At 48.2% G+C, this 14,965-nt stretch carries 10 protein-coding genes; 7 read left to right on the forward strand and 3 right to left on the reverse strand.

Annotated elements, in window-relative coordinates; all coding sequences use genetic code 11:
- Window positions 1–231: 231 nt before the first annotated feature.
- The 3 genes from AAHF22_RS18425 to AAHF22_RS18435 all read left to right on the forward strand — a co-directional run bounded on the left by AAHF22_RS18425 (window position 232) and on the right by AAHF22_RS18435 (window position 2,662).
- Window positions 232–1,560 (forward strand): helix-turn-helix domain-containing protein, encoded by a 1,329-nt coding sequence (locus AAHF22_RS18425; protein WP_347326493.1) that lies wholly within the window; start codon window positions 232–234, stop codon window positions 1,558–1,560.
- Window positions 1,561–1,580: 20 nt separating this feature from the next.
- Complete coding sequence (locus AAHF22_RS18430; protein WP_347326494.1) at window positions 1,581–1,922, forward strand: hypothetical protein; 342 nt, start codon at window positions 1,581–1,583, stop codon at window positions 1,920–1,922.
- A 149-nt stretch (window positions 1,923–2,071) separates the two neighbouring features.
- Window positions 2,072–2,662 (forward strand): DUF3238 domain-containing protein, encoded by a 591-nt coding sequence (locus tag AAHF22_RS18435; RefSeq protein ID WP_347326495.1) that lies wholly within the window; start codon window positions 2,072–2,074, stop codon window positions 2,660–2,662.
- A gap of 142 nt (window positions 2,663–2,804) precedes the next feature.
- Here the strand turns inward: AAHF22_RS18435 and AAHF22_RS18440 are convergent, their stop codons facing one another.
- From AAHF22_RS18440 to AAHF22_RS18450, 3 genes are read right to left on the reverse strand one after another with little or no spacing between them, the layout of a single operon-like run.
- The gene (locus AAHF22_RS18440; protein WP_347326496.1) at window positions 2,805–4,784 is read right to left on the reverse strand and encodes a hypothetical protein; all 1,980 of its coding nucleotides are present in this window, start codon (window positions 4,782–4,784) and stop codon (window positions 2,805–2,807) included.
- On the reverse strand, window positions 4,781–5,734 hold the full coding sequence (locus tag AAHF22_RS18445) for a hypothetical protein (protein ID WP_347326497.1): 954 nt from the start codon (window positions 5,732–5,734) through the stop codon (window positions 4,781–4,783). Before AAHF22_RS18445 ends, AAHF22_RS18440 begins: the two co-directional genes overlap by 4 nt.
- Window positions 5,735–5,770: 36 nt before the next feature.
- Entirely contained in the window at window positions 5,771–5,923 is a 153-nt protein-coding gene (locus AAHF22_RS18450) for a hypothetical protein (RefSeq protein WP_347326498.1), read from the reverse strand.
- A gap of 244 nt (window positions 5,924–6,167) precedes the next feature.
- Between AAHF22_RS18450 and AAHF22_RS18455 the strand changes: the two genes are divergently transcribed.
- From AAHF22_RS18455 to AAHF22_RS18470, 4 genes are all read left to right on the forward strand, one after another.
- Window positions 6,168–6,575, forward strand: a complete 408-nt coding sequence (locus tag AAHF22_RS18455; protein ID WP_347326499.1) for a hypothetical protein — start codon at window positions 6,168–6,170, stop codon at window positions 6,573–6,575.
- A gap of 117 nt (window positions 6,576–6,692) precedes the next feature.
- Window positions 6,693–8,510, forward strand: coding sequence for a vWA domain-containing protein (locus AAHF22_RS18460; protein WP_347326500.1), 1,818 nt, complete (start codon window positions 6,693–6,695; stop codon window positions 8,508–8,510).
- 654 nt (window positions 8,511–9,164) lie between these two features.
- Window positions 9,165–12,554 (forward strand): tubulin-like doman-containing protein, encoded by a 3,390-nt coding sequence (locus AAHF22_RS18465; protein WP_347326501.1) that lies wholly within the window; start codon window positions 9,165–9,167, stop codon window positions 12,552–12,554.
- Between the two features lies 1 nt (window position 12,555).
- Complete coding sequence (locus tag AAHF22_RS18470; protein WP_347326502.1) at window positions 12,556–14,931, forward strand: transcription initiation factor TFIID; 2,376 nt, start codon at window positions 12,556–12,558, stop codon at window positions 14,929–14,931.
- Window positions 14,932–14,965 lie beyond the last annotated feature (34 nt).

Consider the following 14,965-nt stretch of genomic DNA (forward strand, 5'->3'; position numbering starts at 1 on the left):
GTATGATGTAGAACATAGAGCGTATAACGCCTATGTATGTACTCGCCTGATAGGAACAGAGAGCTTGATTGCCTGTGTTCCTATCAGGCTTTTTTTGTGCTGTGAACTTGGTATAATGAATCGGAGTACCTGATAACAGATTCTATTTTCAATCCTATCCCTATATTTCTTATGTCCGAGAGATCATGCTGCGGATAGGATAGCATAACACAATGAGCGAAGGAGAATATGATGACGTATCGTTTTGGTGTGATCGGACCGATGCCTTCTGTGCAGCACATTATGCAGATTGCGGATACGCTGCACGAGGATGTTGTTTTTGTGCCTCTTGTGTATAATCATCCACACGACATTCCCGAGTTGATGGAACAGCATCGTCACGGGTTAAAGGGCTGGTTTTTCTCCGGTCCGATTCCACTGGCGATTGCGCAGCCTTATTTGAAGGAGCATGAGCTGGTCGTCTATTGTAAACCAGCAGGTGCGGCGCTGTACAAAAGCTTGATTGAGATGATGTTTGACCACGGCATTACGGATAAGCCGTATTCCATCGATATGATTCGTTCGGAGGATCTGGATCTGAACGAATCGTATGCTGAGCTAGGATTGTGTATCGATTCCACGCGGCTTCACCTTTTTGACGGCTGGGAAGATCCGGAAGAGATCGTGAACTTTCATCTGGAGCTATGGAAAACGGGCAAAAGCAAAGCGGCACTTACCTGTATGCATTTTGTGTACAGTGAATTACAAAAGCATGGCATGCCTGCATACCGCTTAACGATTACGAGGCAGGATATTCGGCAGGCGGCACAACTGCTCATTCAGCAAGCGCGCAGTTCTTATTTTAAAGAGACACAGATCGGTATGCAGATGATCGAAGCTGATCTGCTGGGCTCCAATACAGGCAAAGGTGGGCGTTATTCGGTACAACATGCCGAGCTGAATATGCAGCAGCGTATTTTGAAGCTGTGTGAGTATGTGGATGGTATGATGGTGCATCATGGCGTGGGCAGCTATCAAATCGTCAGCACGCGCGGCGCGATGGAGCGTGAGCTGGGTCGTATCGGACAGCTGATCGGACAGATGGAGCTGGAAATGGATGTGCAAATTTCTGTTGGCATCGGCTACGGTAATACGGCTTTTACAGCTAGCGACCATTCGATGCGTGCACTACAGCATGCCCGGCATAATCGTCAGCGACTGCTAGTTATTGTGCAGGACAACGGAGACATTCGCGAAATCGATCGGGATGAAGGAGAATGGAGCTATGCTTCACGCTCGCTGGATGTGGAGCTGCTGGAACTCCTGAATACCGTTAATATTAGTGCACGCACGTATCGTAAAATAGAAGCCTTAACCCGTCATATGAAATGGGATGGCTTCACGACGGTTCAACTGGCTCAGCATCTGTCGATGACGATTCGTAATGCACAGCGCATTATGAGTAGTCTCTGTCAGATCGGATTGGCTGAGGTGGAAGGCGAAGAACAGCAGACGGTACGCGGACGCCCGCGGAAAATTTATCGTTTGCGCGTGAATCATCCGTCTACAAACACAGTTTGAACATGAAGGGATGAGCAGCAGTGAAAAGTGGAAAATGGAGTACGATCATCAAAGTGTATTATGTGCTCATGGCGGTGCTTGTCGTCGGTTTGGTGACCGCAAAGCAGCGCTGGTTAGCGCAGGGAGCTGCCGGAACAGCAGCAGGGTGGATTTTTTATGGCGTCGTGATCGTGGGTATGTTGATCAGTGTACCTGCACTGGTGCTGTTATGGTTATGGCTGCGACGCTGGATGGAGCGTTATGGAGTAGAGCGGAAGTTACGGATGATCCTATTAATTGTAACAGTGCCGATGATGCTGGTGGTTGGGTATATGATAGAACTGGTATTTATTATGCTGTTTATTGGGCTGGGTGGGAATTAACGGGATCGGAATACCAGTGGATCGGATACAATAATTTTTCTTGAAAAAAGGAATTTCGATGTTGTGGAAATGCCCTTTTTTTCTCCTCTATGTGTATGGAGCCATTATATCGTGCTCTGAATTGAACATACTATTGGAGGGAATTAGTTATGGCATTTAGCGCAGCTGTTAAGATTCAAACTTTTATTTCGGAAGATTGGATTTTATTTCCATTTACCAACGATCGCAACTATACGTTGCACTTCAAAGGGGATCATCGTTCATTTACTTCTTCGGACAATGCCAGTTTTCGCACCAAACAGTATTTGTCATTCAATTATACAAGTGCGGATGGCAAATTTACATTTAATGGGGACGAAGATACGGGCACTACTGAATTGAGGAAAACGAATAATCGTACAGGGGCTTCTTCGATCGTAAAAGGGAAAGCTAGCCCTTCGACGATTACACATGAAGTCACGTATCGAGATGAAAAAAGAATTCAGATCAAATGTGTATGTGATTCGTCGAATCCGCTAGTATCTGTGGCACCAGCGATTAATTACACCTTCAACATTACCTTGTTTATGGATGGACGTGTTGAATTGGAAGGGAATCATGATGCTTTTCCATGTTATGAAGTGTATGCACGCGCGAATAATGGAGCGTGGAAACCGATCTATCAATTTACGGAAACGACGATCGATAAATTAGCTCCGCCGGTGGACGAATTTATTTATAAAATCGAGCGATTGTTTTAATGAACGATGTGCTATAGAACAAGGCATGCAGTAATTACTGCATGCCTTGTTTTGATGAATGTAGATTAAGAAAGTGACATGCCTTCATAGAGACTACTTGTACAACAGCAATCGTTATAAAGGTATATGCTGTTGCCTGATCTTATTGAATCGTTTGTACTTCAACGATCGGAATACGTTCGCTCACAGCCGGACGATCATTCGGCAAGCTATCGTTACGACCAAGTCCATATTCTGGCTCAAACGGATCATTTGGTGTTCCGTTTGCTCCGCTCATTTCATCCGTCATAGGATTACTACTCTCATTACTCTGACTATCCGAGTCAGTCGTAGTAGAAAGCGGTGGTAAATTCAGTGAAGCTGGACTGAAATCCTCATAGTCTCCATTAAAAGTACCGTACACTTTTACTGTGCCAACGTTGAACGATACACTACCACGCAAACGCACATAGCTACGATCTGTGCGCATGATCGCTCCCCCATCATCCACAGCTACAATCTCACCTGTAAACGCAATCGGCGCATTGGCATGCGCTTCAATCTCGCCAGTTGCAATTTCTGTATACGCGCTATCGTCTGCACGGCTATCGGTCTGACTGTACACACCGTCTGCATTCGCCATATACGTGTTCAACTGACCTGCACCGCCGTCTTCGGGCGCGACGTGTACAATCATGCTGCGATCTGGCATTACTTCATAGCTGGCACCGGACAGCGCAGCAATCGCCTGTAATCCATTCGGTGTAACGGCATACAGTGAGAATAGATGATTCGTACCGGCTGCTGCATCCGCAGGAGACTGCACAACGATCACAGGCCGATCTGCGGTGCTGAGTGCCGTATCAAGCGATAATTGCTGAATTTGGGCGGACTGTTGTTCGATCTGTCCAGACCAGACGCTAACCGCGCCATCTCGATCCATATGTCCGAAAAATAACCGATTGCTATGATCCGTAGCGATCGCATATACCGGAAATGCCTGCCAGTCGGTGCCGCCCACGGTATGCTCATACGCGACCGAAGCGTTGGAGCTTTGTAGCAAATAAGCGGGCTGATCGCTTGCCCAGGCAAGCTTGGTGCGAGCGATATCAGACGTCATATCGCCGAGTGGGGTAAGTGTTTCGTACAGCTGTAACGCCTCATTAAACTGCTTGTTCGTCGTCATCGTAAACGCCTGCTCCTGCAAGGAGGCCAGCTGCTGATCGATCGTGCGCTGTAAGGGTGAAGACGATAGCTCCAACTGTGTTGCCGCATTGCGGAAGCTAACTGCATGACGGACAAAATTTGCTGGTTGCTGGGATTGTATATCCTTCGCAATGACCGCCTGTGCTCCTGTATTCACGAGTGATGCGATCCAATCTGCGCCTGCATAGGCATGCTGCCCATAGGCTTGCCAGGTCGCAACAGCATTGCCCAGGAAAGCGTCAAAGTCTCCCGCAGCCGCCAGCCGTTTCAGCTTGGTCGTATCGTATTGCTGAAATTGCTGACGGAGATCATTTTGCTGGCGCTGTTGTGCAGCCGCAGCCGTTCCTGTACCGGAAGAATGGGGCGTCAACCAGTACGTAGCTGGAATGCGCAGCAGATTCCATTTTGCCGATTCATCCGTATACGTATCATTATCCAGATTGTGCTGAAGTGCCGCTGTAAATTGCGTGCGAAAAGCCGAAAAACCTTTCAGTAATCGCTCTTCCATCTGGTATTGCTTCGTCATCTGAGCATACTCGCTATGGAAACGATCCTGACGAGCATTTTGCTGTTCCTGTTGCTGTAGCCAGATGGCATAGGTGCTCAGAAAAGCATCGAATTGTCCGGTATCCGCAGCTGCTTGTAGACGGCTCGCCGTGGAGGATAGCGTATCATTCCATGCAGTAATCGGCTGTAATTCAGCCAGTCTGGACGCGATATGGTCTTCCTCATAGCGAACATCATCATTATCGCGAGCAGCACGATATAGCGATTCCGCCTGCATCCATTGCTGCTGTGCATAATAAGCATCGGCAGCTTTAACCGCCTGTATTTTGCTATACATTCCGTATCCTTTCATAACAAGCAGCACGAGTAAGATACCAAGACAGGCAAGCAGGAGGTTACGCAGAGCAAACCACCGCAGAATCGTTCTCATGATTGTATCGCTCCGTGGGGTGTTAGTTCTGGATCATTCGGATAAAGCTCGTGCCGAATCGCTTCCAGATCATGCGCCAGTGCATCTTGCAGCAGACCGGAATCAGACTGCACAATCCGGTATAAACGCACAAATCGTTCCCTGGGTAAATGGCGAGCATACCGGCGAATAAAGCCGGGATATGTCGTAATATAACGTTTCATCCGCACCATTGCGGACGTGACACCGACGAGAATGTTCCAGCCCTGCTCCATTTGCAAAATTTTCGGCTCATGCTCAATCACATAGCGGATAGAGCGTTCTTTAATCATATCGCGCTTGATGCGCGCCATTTCACCGATATATTCAGCGACAAGTGGATCAAAGCCGCGTGTGATCAGCGAATCCAGTTCCAAATCCATATCGCTGCGCAACCGGAAATTTTGCAATAAGGATAGCAGAGCGAGCCGCAGCCGATCATTTTGCACCAGTACAGCCGTTTTCCGCAAAATATGATAGCCCTCTACCTCGTTACCAGCGCGAACTTCCTCCACGCCGATTCGCTGATCTTCCACCAGCCCGTCGTAAATATCGCGCTGCTGACGGCGAAATAATCGGCTTAGCTCACGAGCTGTTTCCCGTTCTACCGCACGGCGTTGCACGAGCACTAACGCCACGAGCAGCACGATACCTACCGCTGCAAAAAGCGCCATCAGTCGCATATCTGGCGACAATAACAAGGCTGCAATCGTTAAAATAAATGTAATGAGCAGTTCATTCAGCATCCGCCGGATCGTTTGCGAGCGCGCCTGACGCATAACTGGAACGAGCTTCATTTTGCCGCAGTTAGGACAGCTTTCATCCATTAAAATGGTGAATCTGCCACATTTGCGGCACACGCGCAATCGATCATAATTGTGACGGCTTGGCTCCAGGATCGGCAGCTGTACCGCCTGCTTCGTTGTATTCATGGTTCGCATCACTCTCTATATCGAATTGGTCTAGCGTTATCCGCCTTGCTTCTGATTCACGACGTCCAGTAACAACTGTTCCAGCTGCTGTTCGGATGGAACGCGCTTGCGCCGATACGCGTACATGATCAATCGGCTACCGGCAAAAAGAAACGTTGCGCCGATACATACGTATGCAAGTATATCCATAATCGATTCCTCTCCTGATTCTGTTTTATCGTCGGCTGCTATGGTAGCAGCCAGTATGTTCAACAGAAGGTGTATGCTTTATTGTATGTCAAAATCTATTCCAGAATAAAGGGAGCGATGAGTATTATTCAACTTTTAGCCGATAGTCCAGTCGTTTCCCCCGTCTTAGGGTGGGGAAAGAATTCCTTTTTTTAAGCTATAATGATTCTGGTTCAGTGCTAGCGATTTCCTAGCACGGGGTGAAATGAAAAAGGATTTTTGCGCAGCAAAATATCGTACTGATTCTAGTGTTAGTGATCTTCTAACACGGGGTGAAATGAAAAAGGATTTTTGCGCAGCAAAATATCGTACTGATTCTAGTGTTAGTGATCTTCTAACACGGGGTGAAATGAAAAAGGATTTTTGCGCAGCAAAATATCGTACTGATTCTAGTGTTAGTGATCTTCTAACACGGGGTGAAATGAAAAAGGATTTTTGCGCAGCAAAATATCGTACTTCGCTTAGCGATCTCCCAGCACATAAACAGGCAATCCGTTCATACGCCAATGCTCGGGAACAGAGCAGTGGTCGTTTTTTGGAAATGAGGAAGATATGGATTATTATGGATATGGTGGTGAAAATGGTATCAAATTTTTCACTTTATGATTTTTAAGTCATGTTAAGGTGAATTTAACCGGCGCTTAATCCATACAGACTATACTACATGGGATTATGGCCGTATACCGCCAGCTATCGATTCACATTTTACCTTGAGTAAAGGAGTAGAATGATGCACGTACGAACATTCAAATTCATGCATATACTATTGGCGATGGCGATCATCGTCAGTCTGCTGCCCGGCGCTAGGATGACCTTTGCGGCAGCAAGCGGCAACTCCGGCGCGTCCGGTACAGCGGGTTCTAATATTGATGCGGTGCTGCTGCTCGACGTTAGTAATTCGATGAAGTCGAGCGATCCGCAGAAACTTGGGAACGAAGCGATGAAGCTATTCATCGATATGTTGCCCGCACAGGGCGACCGCGTAGGTGTCGTTGCTTATACCGATCAGATCGAGCGTGAAAAAGCGCTGACGAGTTTGAATTCGGCGGACAGCAAGGCAAGCCTGAAACGGTTTATCGATGATCTGAATCGCGGCCCGTATACCGATATTTCCATCGGGATGAGCGAAGCGATTAGCATCCTGCAAGATGGTGCTCGTCAGGGTAGTGAACCGATGATCGTATTATTCGCGGATGGCAATAACGATCTGAACAGCAATGCCGGCAAAACGAATAGCCAGGCAGACCAGCAGCTTAAAGCAGCGGTAGATAACGCCAAAAAGCTCGGTTATCCGGTATACACGGTCGGCTTGAATGCAGACGGAAAGCTCAATCAGCAGGCGCTGGCGAACATCGCAAGCGAAACCGGCGGTAAATCTTTTGTAACCAGTTCCGCAGATGAGTTGCCACAGATTTTGAGTGAGATTTTTGCGGCACATCAGCAGGTGAATGTGGTGCCTGTCGGCTCGATTACAGGGAATGGACAATTCCAAAATGTAAAGATCAATATCCCGAACGCAAGCGTAAAGGAAGCGAATATTTCCATCATGTCCTCGCAAAAAGTCGAAGTGAAGCTGATCGACCCGAACGGTAAAGCAGTCGCTGTTCCTTCTGATCAGGTAAACGTATCGACTTCCAAAAGCTACTCGCTCGTCAAGCTGCTGAATCCGCAGCAAGGCGATTGGACGCTTCAAGTTAAAGGAGTAGACAAGGACAAGATCGATATTAATTTGATCTTCAACTATAGTCTGGAACTGGCGCTGGAGCCGTTAGCGAACAAAAGCTACAGCAAAGGCGACAAGATCGATATTTCGGCTTATATGACAAGCAATGGTCAAAAGCTGACCGATGCTTCGCAAGTAGGCAGTCTCAAAGCGGTATTGAATGTGACCGATCTGGATAGCGGCGCCAAAAGTCAGGTTCCGCTCACGACCAAAGGTACACAATTTACAGGGACATTCGAAGTGCCAGACAATCATCGTTACCAGCTAGTGGTGCGTGCAGAAGAACAAAGCTTCTATCGCGAAACAGCACCGGTTACCGTTGATGCGACCGGCACAGCAAGCAGTGGAAGCACAACGCCAGCAACGCCTACCCCAGCCGATGATGGCAAAATCGCCGGACTCAGTCTTATAAACTGGATCATTATCGTGCTGGCAATCATTATACTCGGCGTTGGCATCTGGTTCCTGCTCCGCTTCCTGAAGCAACGCAACCGCGGTTTTGTCGGACAGATGGTGATCGAGATTCGCGACGAAAACACAGGTGAGAAGTCGTATCCGCAGTACAAAAAATTAAACACATTCCGCGGCCGCTTCAATCTGCATCAACTGCTCCAGCTTGCACCGGAGCTAAAAGAAACCGAACAAATCATCTTCACCCCAGGCAACAACGACCGCCTCCTGATTCGTAATGGAGCAGAAAGTGGCATCGAAAAATCCGGCCGCTCGATCGATGCTTCCAAAGGCTACGAACTCAAAAGCGGTGACCGTCTGACAATCGCACTGCGTCAGGTCGATAAGACGATTTTGCTGGAATATTTGAATTAAGCAGGTAAAGGTTAGCAAGCTGAGAATGGAGTAGCAGGTGATATAGCCAATTTCATAGCTTTGCAGAGTATAACCATGTAAAAGGTAATAAAGTCATATAAAAGGATGACACTGCAAAGACACGATCAACGATGTGAATTGAAATTTCACTTGATTATGGATACATTCAAGTCTTTTGTCGGCTCGTCTTGGACAGTCTTTATCAGCTAAACGAATTCCAATTTATCCGTAAGCCATCCGGCGAGCAATGTAATGCAGGCTCAGGAACAATCACAAGCTCAATTACACAGGCTCGGGAACACTGCTGGCGGTACGGATCGGGCATCTTGAGGCAATCAGGGAACAATTGCGAGAGATGCCCGGATATTTTCAATGAGTTCAATTATTTAATCGAATATGTGGGTAAACGAAGCGTAAGGTATGTGAATGCAAGGTAAGCTTCGTTCGTTTGAATCTTTTGAGTCGATCAGTCAATACGCTCCAACGACAAATCAAGCTCCTAACCGATTCACAACACGCACCCACAACTCAAATAGAAAACAGCACCGCATGCTAACACAGTTTAGCATCGGCACCGTTGTGCATCTAATTAGCACCTGATCATAAGCATCATGAACGGACACTATACTATGAAGGTTACAAGGGGGATCATCCATGAAACCAATTGTTAGAGAACACATCCAACAGCTCGACGTATCGCTAGGTGGCGGTATCGTCAGTGAGAAAATTCGAGTCGATACGATCGACAACCCGATACTCATTATCGGTCTGGGAGGCACAGGGATCGATGCCCTGCTGCGTCTGAAATATCAAATCAACCGTCGCTTTCGTCTGCCGGAAGATCCAGTAACGAAGAAAAAGCAAGAAAAGCCAAGCAACGTCGAATTTCTTGCTTTTGAAACGAACGAACAGGATCGCAACAAAAAGTACAAAGGCATCGGTCTTGATCCGCACAACGAATTCGTGCTGCTGTCCAATCCGGAAATCGGCGGACTGCTGCAAAACCGTAGCCTGTTAGAGCCGTACATCACCGAATGGCTGTCACCAGAAATGAGCATTACCGATGGCATGAACGGTGCGGCAGGTGTACGTCAGGCTGGACGTCTGCTGCTGTTCACCAAGATCAATCAAGTTGTACAAAGTATCGATAAAAAGATCAAAACATTATCGGTCGGCACGAACAAAAAGCTGATGGTATTCCTGCTGACCGGTCTGTCCGGCGGTACAGGCAGTGGCTCATTCCTGGATATTTCGTATATCGTGCGCGGAATTGTAGAGCGTGACTTCGGCTCTGCCGGTATTGACCGTCTGAACATGCTCGGTTATCTGTTCACACCCGACGTGAACCTGTCGAATAAAAGCTTGAGCGAGCATACCCGCGAATATATTCGCAAAAACGGTTATGCCGCGCTCAAAGAGCTGGACTACTGGATGAACGTGGATGCGCGTGGCGAACGATTCAAGCAGCAGTATGGCAGTATCCTGAATGTGAACTCGCCCTTACCACCGTTTAATCTGTGTCATCTGATTTCGGCGACCAATACCGAAGGCAAACTGCTCGAAAATGCGTATGACTACTGCATGAACGTAACGGCGGAGAATATTACGAACTTTATGGCGAGCGAGGAAAAAGCATCTGGCGAAGAGTTCGCAATCCATGACTATATTAGCAATATTCGCACCAATATCGCACAGATGAATCGCGCCTATCCGGCAAACTATGAATACAACATCATCGGTGCATCGTCTGCGGTGCTGCCGATTGAAGAAATGACTACGTATCTGGCGTATCGTCTGTTCCAGAAGATGGACAAAATGTTCGACAAAGCACCGGATCAAGAAGCGGTAGAAAACTTTGCCCGTAAGCTAGGTGTCGATCTGGATACGATGACCAAAACATTTGAATCGCGTGTACCCGAACCGCTGCCAGGCTTTGAAAACAGTGAACGTCTCAGCTACAACAATGTGGTGAGAATGCAGGCGGTCAGTCTGGATACCGAGCTGGAGCAGACATTCCTGACACGTGCGCGCGAAGAATATATTAAAGCGAAGCAGCAGCTACCAGGCGAGATTGTCGGTCAATTTTCCGATCAGATTCGCCGGATGTTCCTGCATCCAGAGCAAGGGCCGTTCTATGTATCCCGTTTACTGTACACAGAGCAAGGCTTCTGCCTACTGAAAATGCTGCTGTCTTACATCGAGACATTGCGTGAAAGCTTGACCCGTATTCCGCGTGATATCGAATCTGCATCGGAATATGCGAACGATCGTCTGGGCGATGCGAAAAGTGCTTTTGTATCCAAAGATAAAAAGAAAAACGCTTATGTAGAAGCAAAAATCGACGAATATTGGCTGCGCGCAGACATTGAGCGTACTCAGCAAATGATCGAGTTTTACGAGGATCTGTATCAATTGCTGAACCGTGAAAATAACCGCATTTACGGTGTGTTCACCGAGGTACTGAACGCGCTCAGCTCGATTTTCGAGAAAAATGGCGAGCTGCTCACAAGCGGCAACGAGCAGGAAGATCATCGCGGTAACAAAACGTACTATTGGAATCTAGTCAGCGTGCCGGACATTTCCAAAGCGGTCAGCGATATTATGGACAGCAAAGATGGCGACGATCTGATTCGCGACTTTGCGACTCAATTGCTTGACCATTCGGATCAATGGGTGAAGGAAAATGAAGTGGATATCGTGCGCTCCATCTCCGACTTCCTAAGCGATAAGTTCGGTGATCTGATCACACGTTCGATGGAAGACTTCCTGGTCATGAAATACGGCGATGACGAAGCGATTGAGAAGTTCGTTGAGCGTCAAATCGCCAGTCGTCTCGATGATGATGCGGTGCCAGTGTTCCATCTGAGCAACAGCGCAGGCAATCTGCACTTCCCATCATGGGGCTTTGTGTCCGTGCCGGTGCAGGCGCCAAGCATTCTGCGCGGTATTCGCAACTACCAGAACAATGCGATTGGCAAATCGCATTTTACGATTAAAGAAAGTCAGGTAAAGAACCGTATTTTCTGGCTGAACACACGTAACGGTGTACCGCTGTTTGTGTACACGCCGCTGAAAGTATACGAAGAGAACTATGAGCGTACAATTCTGGATCGTGAAGGCGTAGGTCGTCACCTTGTGATGAGCGAGAAGGAAAACTGGACGTATTTGCCATCACCTATTCCAGAGCGTTCATGGGGCGATACGTATGTGAATACACGCGTACAGGCGTACAATGCGCGTATTCGTAACGACTTTAACCGTGCTCGTCAGCTTGGGATTATCGTTGAGAAAGATGTCGATCAAAATACAAGCAGTCGTTTTGCAGTACGTTTTAGCCAGCCGATCGATCTGGAAGCGGTATTGAACGCGTATGATCTGCGTCTGGATGCGGCTCGTCCAAATCTGGGTGAAGTAAAACGTGCGCTCGTTGAACTGCGCCGCCTGATGAGCGAAGGATTGCCGCTGGAAGCATCGCGTGATATTTTCAACAGTTACAATGAAGAACTGGCTTCCGACAATCTAATTCGTTCGCCACGAATGATCGAGCGTCTGCGCGAGGAACTGGCAAAATATGATTCGATTCAGGTGAAGATCACCGAGCTGGAAAGTCTGCTCGGTCGTCATGAAGGCGAGGAAAAGCTGATCGATCAATTCGTACAAGCACTATACACCGATACGATTACGAAAAAAGGTGCACTGTTTGTATACGATCGCGATGAGGAAGAAGAAGCATGGGAGCCGTTCGTCAATTTGATGAAAACGAAAAATATCGTGGAATTCGAAATTTTCGAGCATTTCCGTCAATTGGATGAGAAAAGCCGTGCCGTACTGATGCGTAAAGCGGATCGTCGCGATAATGAGCTAACTTCGTCCGAAGATGTGACGCCACTGCTGAACAAGCTGGATGAATTATATGAAACGTACTTGGAAGCACGCGATCGTCTGGAATATGAACGTGTTGAGCTGGTAAACGGTGATGAAGCATACCAGTTCTACAAACAAATGGTTTCCAAATTAAATGATCTGCGCCGGAAGCTGAAATAAGATGAAGGAACGGCTGCGCTCATTTGCAGAAGCTTACGCTGCTGCTGAGGAAAAAACAGCCGGACAGGGAGATGGGCGGAGCAGTATTCACTACCCCGCCGTTTTCCTGTTTATCGGGGATCGATTGCAGGAAGCTGCGGATCATATCCGCAACGTAAATGCACGCAAATGGGACAATGGAGCTGGCGTGATGTATGTGGAAGTGCAGCCCGAACGGTCTGCCTTCCCCTCTACTCACCGGGAGGAGCATCCCCAGCAATTGATCTCCCGTTTGTCCGTACCCGATCCGGAACGCTCCACCGCGCAAACACGCCGTCCCGATTGGGCACGGCATTTTCGCGAGGAAGGGAGCCATCTGCTGGAGCTAAACCGGGTATTTCGTCAGGCTGCCCGGCGACTGGCTGATTTTGGACGGATGTATTCGTCGTTTGATCGGCTGCATCTGTCGGTCGTCACGCGGGTGGAAGACCCGATGAATGTGCTTGTGCCGGAAATTGCACTGCTGGCACGTTCCATTCTTGGTCAATCGTTCAAGTCGGTGCAGATGGATCTGTATGTGCTCGTACATGAAGGCGAGCAGGAGGAAAACTTCGGTTATGCTAGCTCAGCAGGGATTGCTTTTCTGCATGAAGTGGAGCTGATGCAGCGTGATGATTATCATTTGAGCGCACCGCTTCAGCGTACCGAGGATGGACTTGCTGTGATGGTACATCATACGGCGGCACCGCTGTTTGAACTGGTGTATACGTTGTCGGATCGCAATGAACGCGGCGTATCGGTCAATGGTGGCATCGCCAGCAATTACGATATCATTTGCCGGATCAGCCTGCTGAAAAATCGGCAGCGTTCAGATAACGGGCACGATAGCAGTTTATACGGTTCCGACTACAACAATATGGCGTTTCGCAACAATATTCGTATTGCGGATGGCACGCAAGGGCTTGTCTCGGCTGGCTTTGCACGGGTGCGTCGTCCTGATGAGGCGATTGCATTGACGGTGCTGGAACACTTCTTTCTTGGTATCGTACAGCGGATGAAGCAGGATTCAGCGATCGGTACACAGGAGCGAGAGCAGCTGCTCGGCGTAGACGAAGCATCGATGGAACGGCGGCTGGATGCGTTTATTCCGGACGAGTCGAGACTGGAAGATATGAATGGACTGATGACACGTTCCGTCAGCTTCTCGTCGCTGCGTTCGATGAGCTTGCACGAGGCAGAGCAGGCGTTGTTCGAACAGAGCGGAGATGACTTTTTCGGGCAAAATTATGAGCGAGAAGCGCAGCGCAGACTGGATGAATGGAATGTCGAGCATGAGTTTCGTACTGGGATGGATGAGCGGCTAAAAGGGCGCAGTGATGTGCACTTTTACCAGCTAGCTGCCTGGACAGAAGAAAATCATCCGGCAAGTCTATGGCCGCTGCTACATGGTCGTATTCGTGATCTGAATATTGCGATTGAGCAGGCACGACAAGATTTGGATGCATGGTATGGCAGTCGTGCGGACGATTTATCTTTTCAAAAGCTGCCATTTATGGATAAGCACAATGTGCGCAGTTTAACCCGTGCATTGCTTGCTACCATTTATCCACATAAGCTGTATATTTTACGACTACAAACGAAGCTCAAGCTGTATCGCCGCTGGGAAGATCAACTGCTGGCACTGCATCGTGGCTGTAGGGTGCTCGTTCAGCAAATGGATGAGCTGGGCACAGAGCTGCATAGTGCTTCGGCTACAAGCCTGCGTTTGGCGGATGACTATATCGGGCAAAATGTATCGGATTATTATAGTCGTCTGACTGCGGAAGCGATGCTGGAAGTGGAGGACAGGCGTGGAGAAGCTGCCTTTTTCGAGGAGCGTAGCATGGGCGATGTGACCGCGTTATTGAAGCAAGGAACGTCCGCCTTGCTGGAGCGCTTGATTGAAGTGTGCCGCCGTGAACTGTTGCCTGCACCTGCACTATCGCAAACATTTGAGCAAGAGCTACTCAGCCGTGCGAATGTGACGATCGACTATCATAATAAGCAAGCTCTGTCGCAGGAAGATCTATTCAAAGAGCTATATCGCACATTGGAAGATCGAGCCACGATTCATATTCGGCTGCTCGATTACACACATAAGCATCGGTATGAAGAAAAGTATATGTTTGGCAATGCCAATGGCGAATTTGTACGTTATGCCGCAGGTGTCGATCATACGACACGCATTTATAAAACAGGCTTTGTGCATGAAGATCGGACAAGTGGCGTGGAGAAGCTCAATCTGATGGGCGGCTTCGGCATTACCGATCTGATGTATTATCGCAATGGGCGCACGTATTACGATACGTATGTGGCGAACGGCTATCGTTTTCATGTCGAGGATGAGCAACAGCAGTAAGGATTGGATAAGGATGATATTTAGAAAGGGGTGA

It is taken from the genome of Paenibacillus wenxiniae, from assembly GCF_039822605.1.
Taxonomy (GTDB): domain Bacteria; phylum Bacillota; class Bacilli; order Paenibacillales; family Paenibacillaceae; genus Saccharibacillus; species Saccharibacillus wenxiniae.

Coding starts and splice junctions, on each gene's coding strand:
- AAHF22_RS18425 (WP_347326493.1), top strand. CDS start 232: ATGACGTATCGTTTTGGTGTGATCGGACCGATGCCTTCTGTGCAGCAC.
- AAHF22_RS18435 (WP_347326495.1), top strand. CDS start 2,072: ATGGCATTTAGCGCAGCTGTTAAGATTCAAACTTTTATTTCGGAAGAT.
- AAHF22_RS18440 (WP_347326496.1), bottom strand. CDS start 4,784: ATGAGAACGATTCTGCGGTGGTTTGCTCTGCGTAACCTCCTGCTTGCC.
- AAHF22_RS18445 (WP_347326497.1), bottom strand. CDS start 5,734: ATGAATACAACGAAGCAGGCGGTACAGCTGCCGATCCTGGAGCCAAGC.
- AAHF22_RS18450 (WP_347326498.1), bottom strand. CDS start 5,923: ATGGATATACTTGCATACGTATGTATCGGCGCAACGTTTCTTTTTGCC.
- AAHF22_RS18455 (WP_347326499.1), top strand. CDS start 6,168: ATGAAAAAGGATTTTTGCGCAGCAAAATATCGTACTGATTCTAGTGTT.
- AAHF22_RS18460 (WP_347326500.1), top strand. CDS start 6,693: ATGCACGTACGAACATTCAAATTCATGCATATACTATTGGCGATGGCG.
- AAHF22_RS18465 (WP_347326501.1), top strand. CDS start 9,165: ATGAAACCAATTGTTAGAGAACACATCCAACAGCTCGACGTATCGCTA.
- AAHF22_RS18470 (WP_347326502.1), top strand. CDS start 12,556: ATGAAGGAACGGCTGCGCTCATTTGCAGAAGCTTACGCTGCTGCTGAG.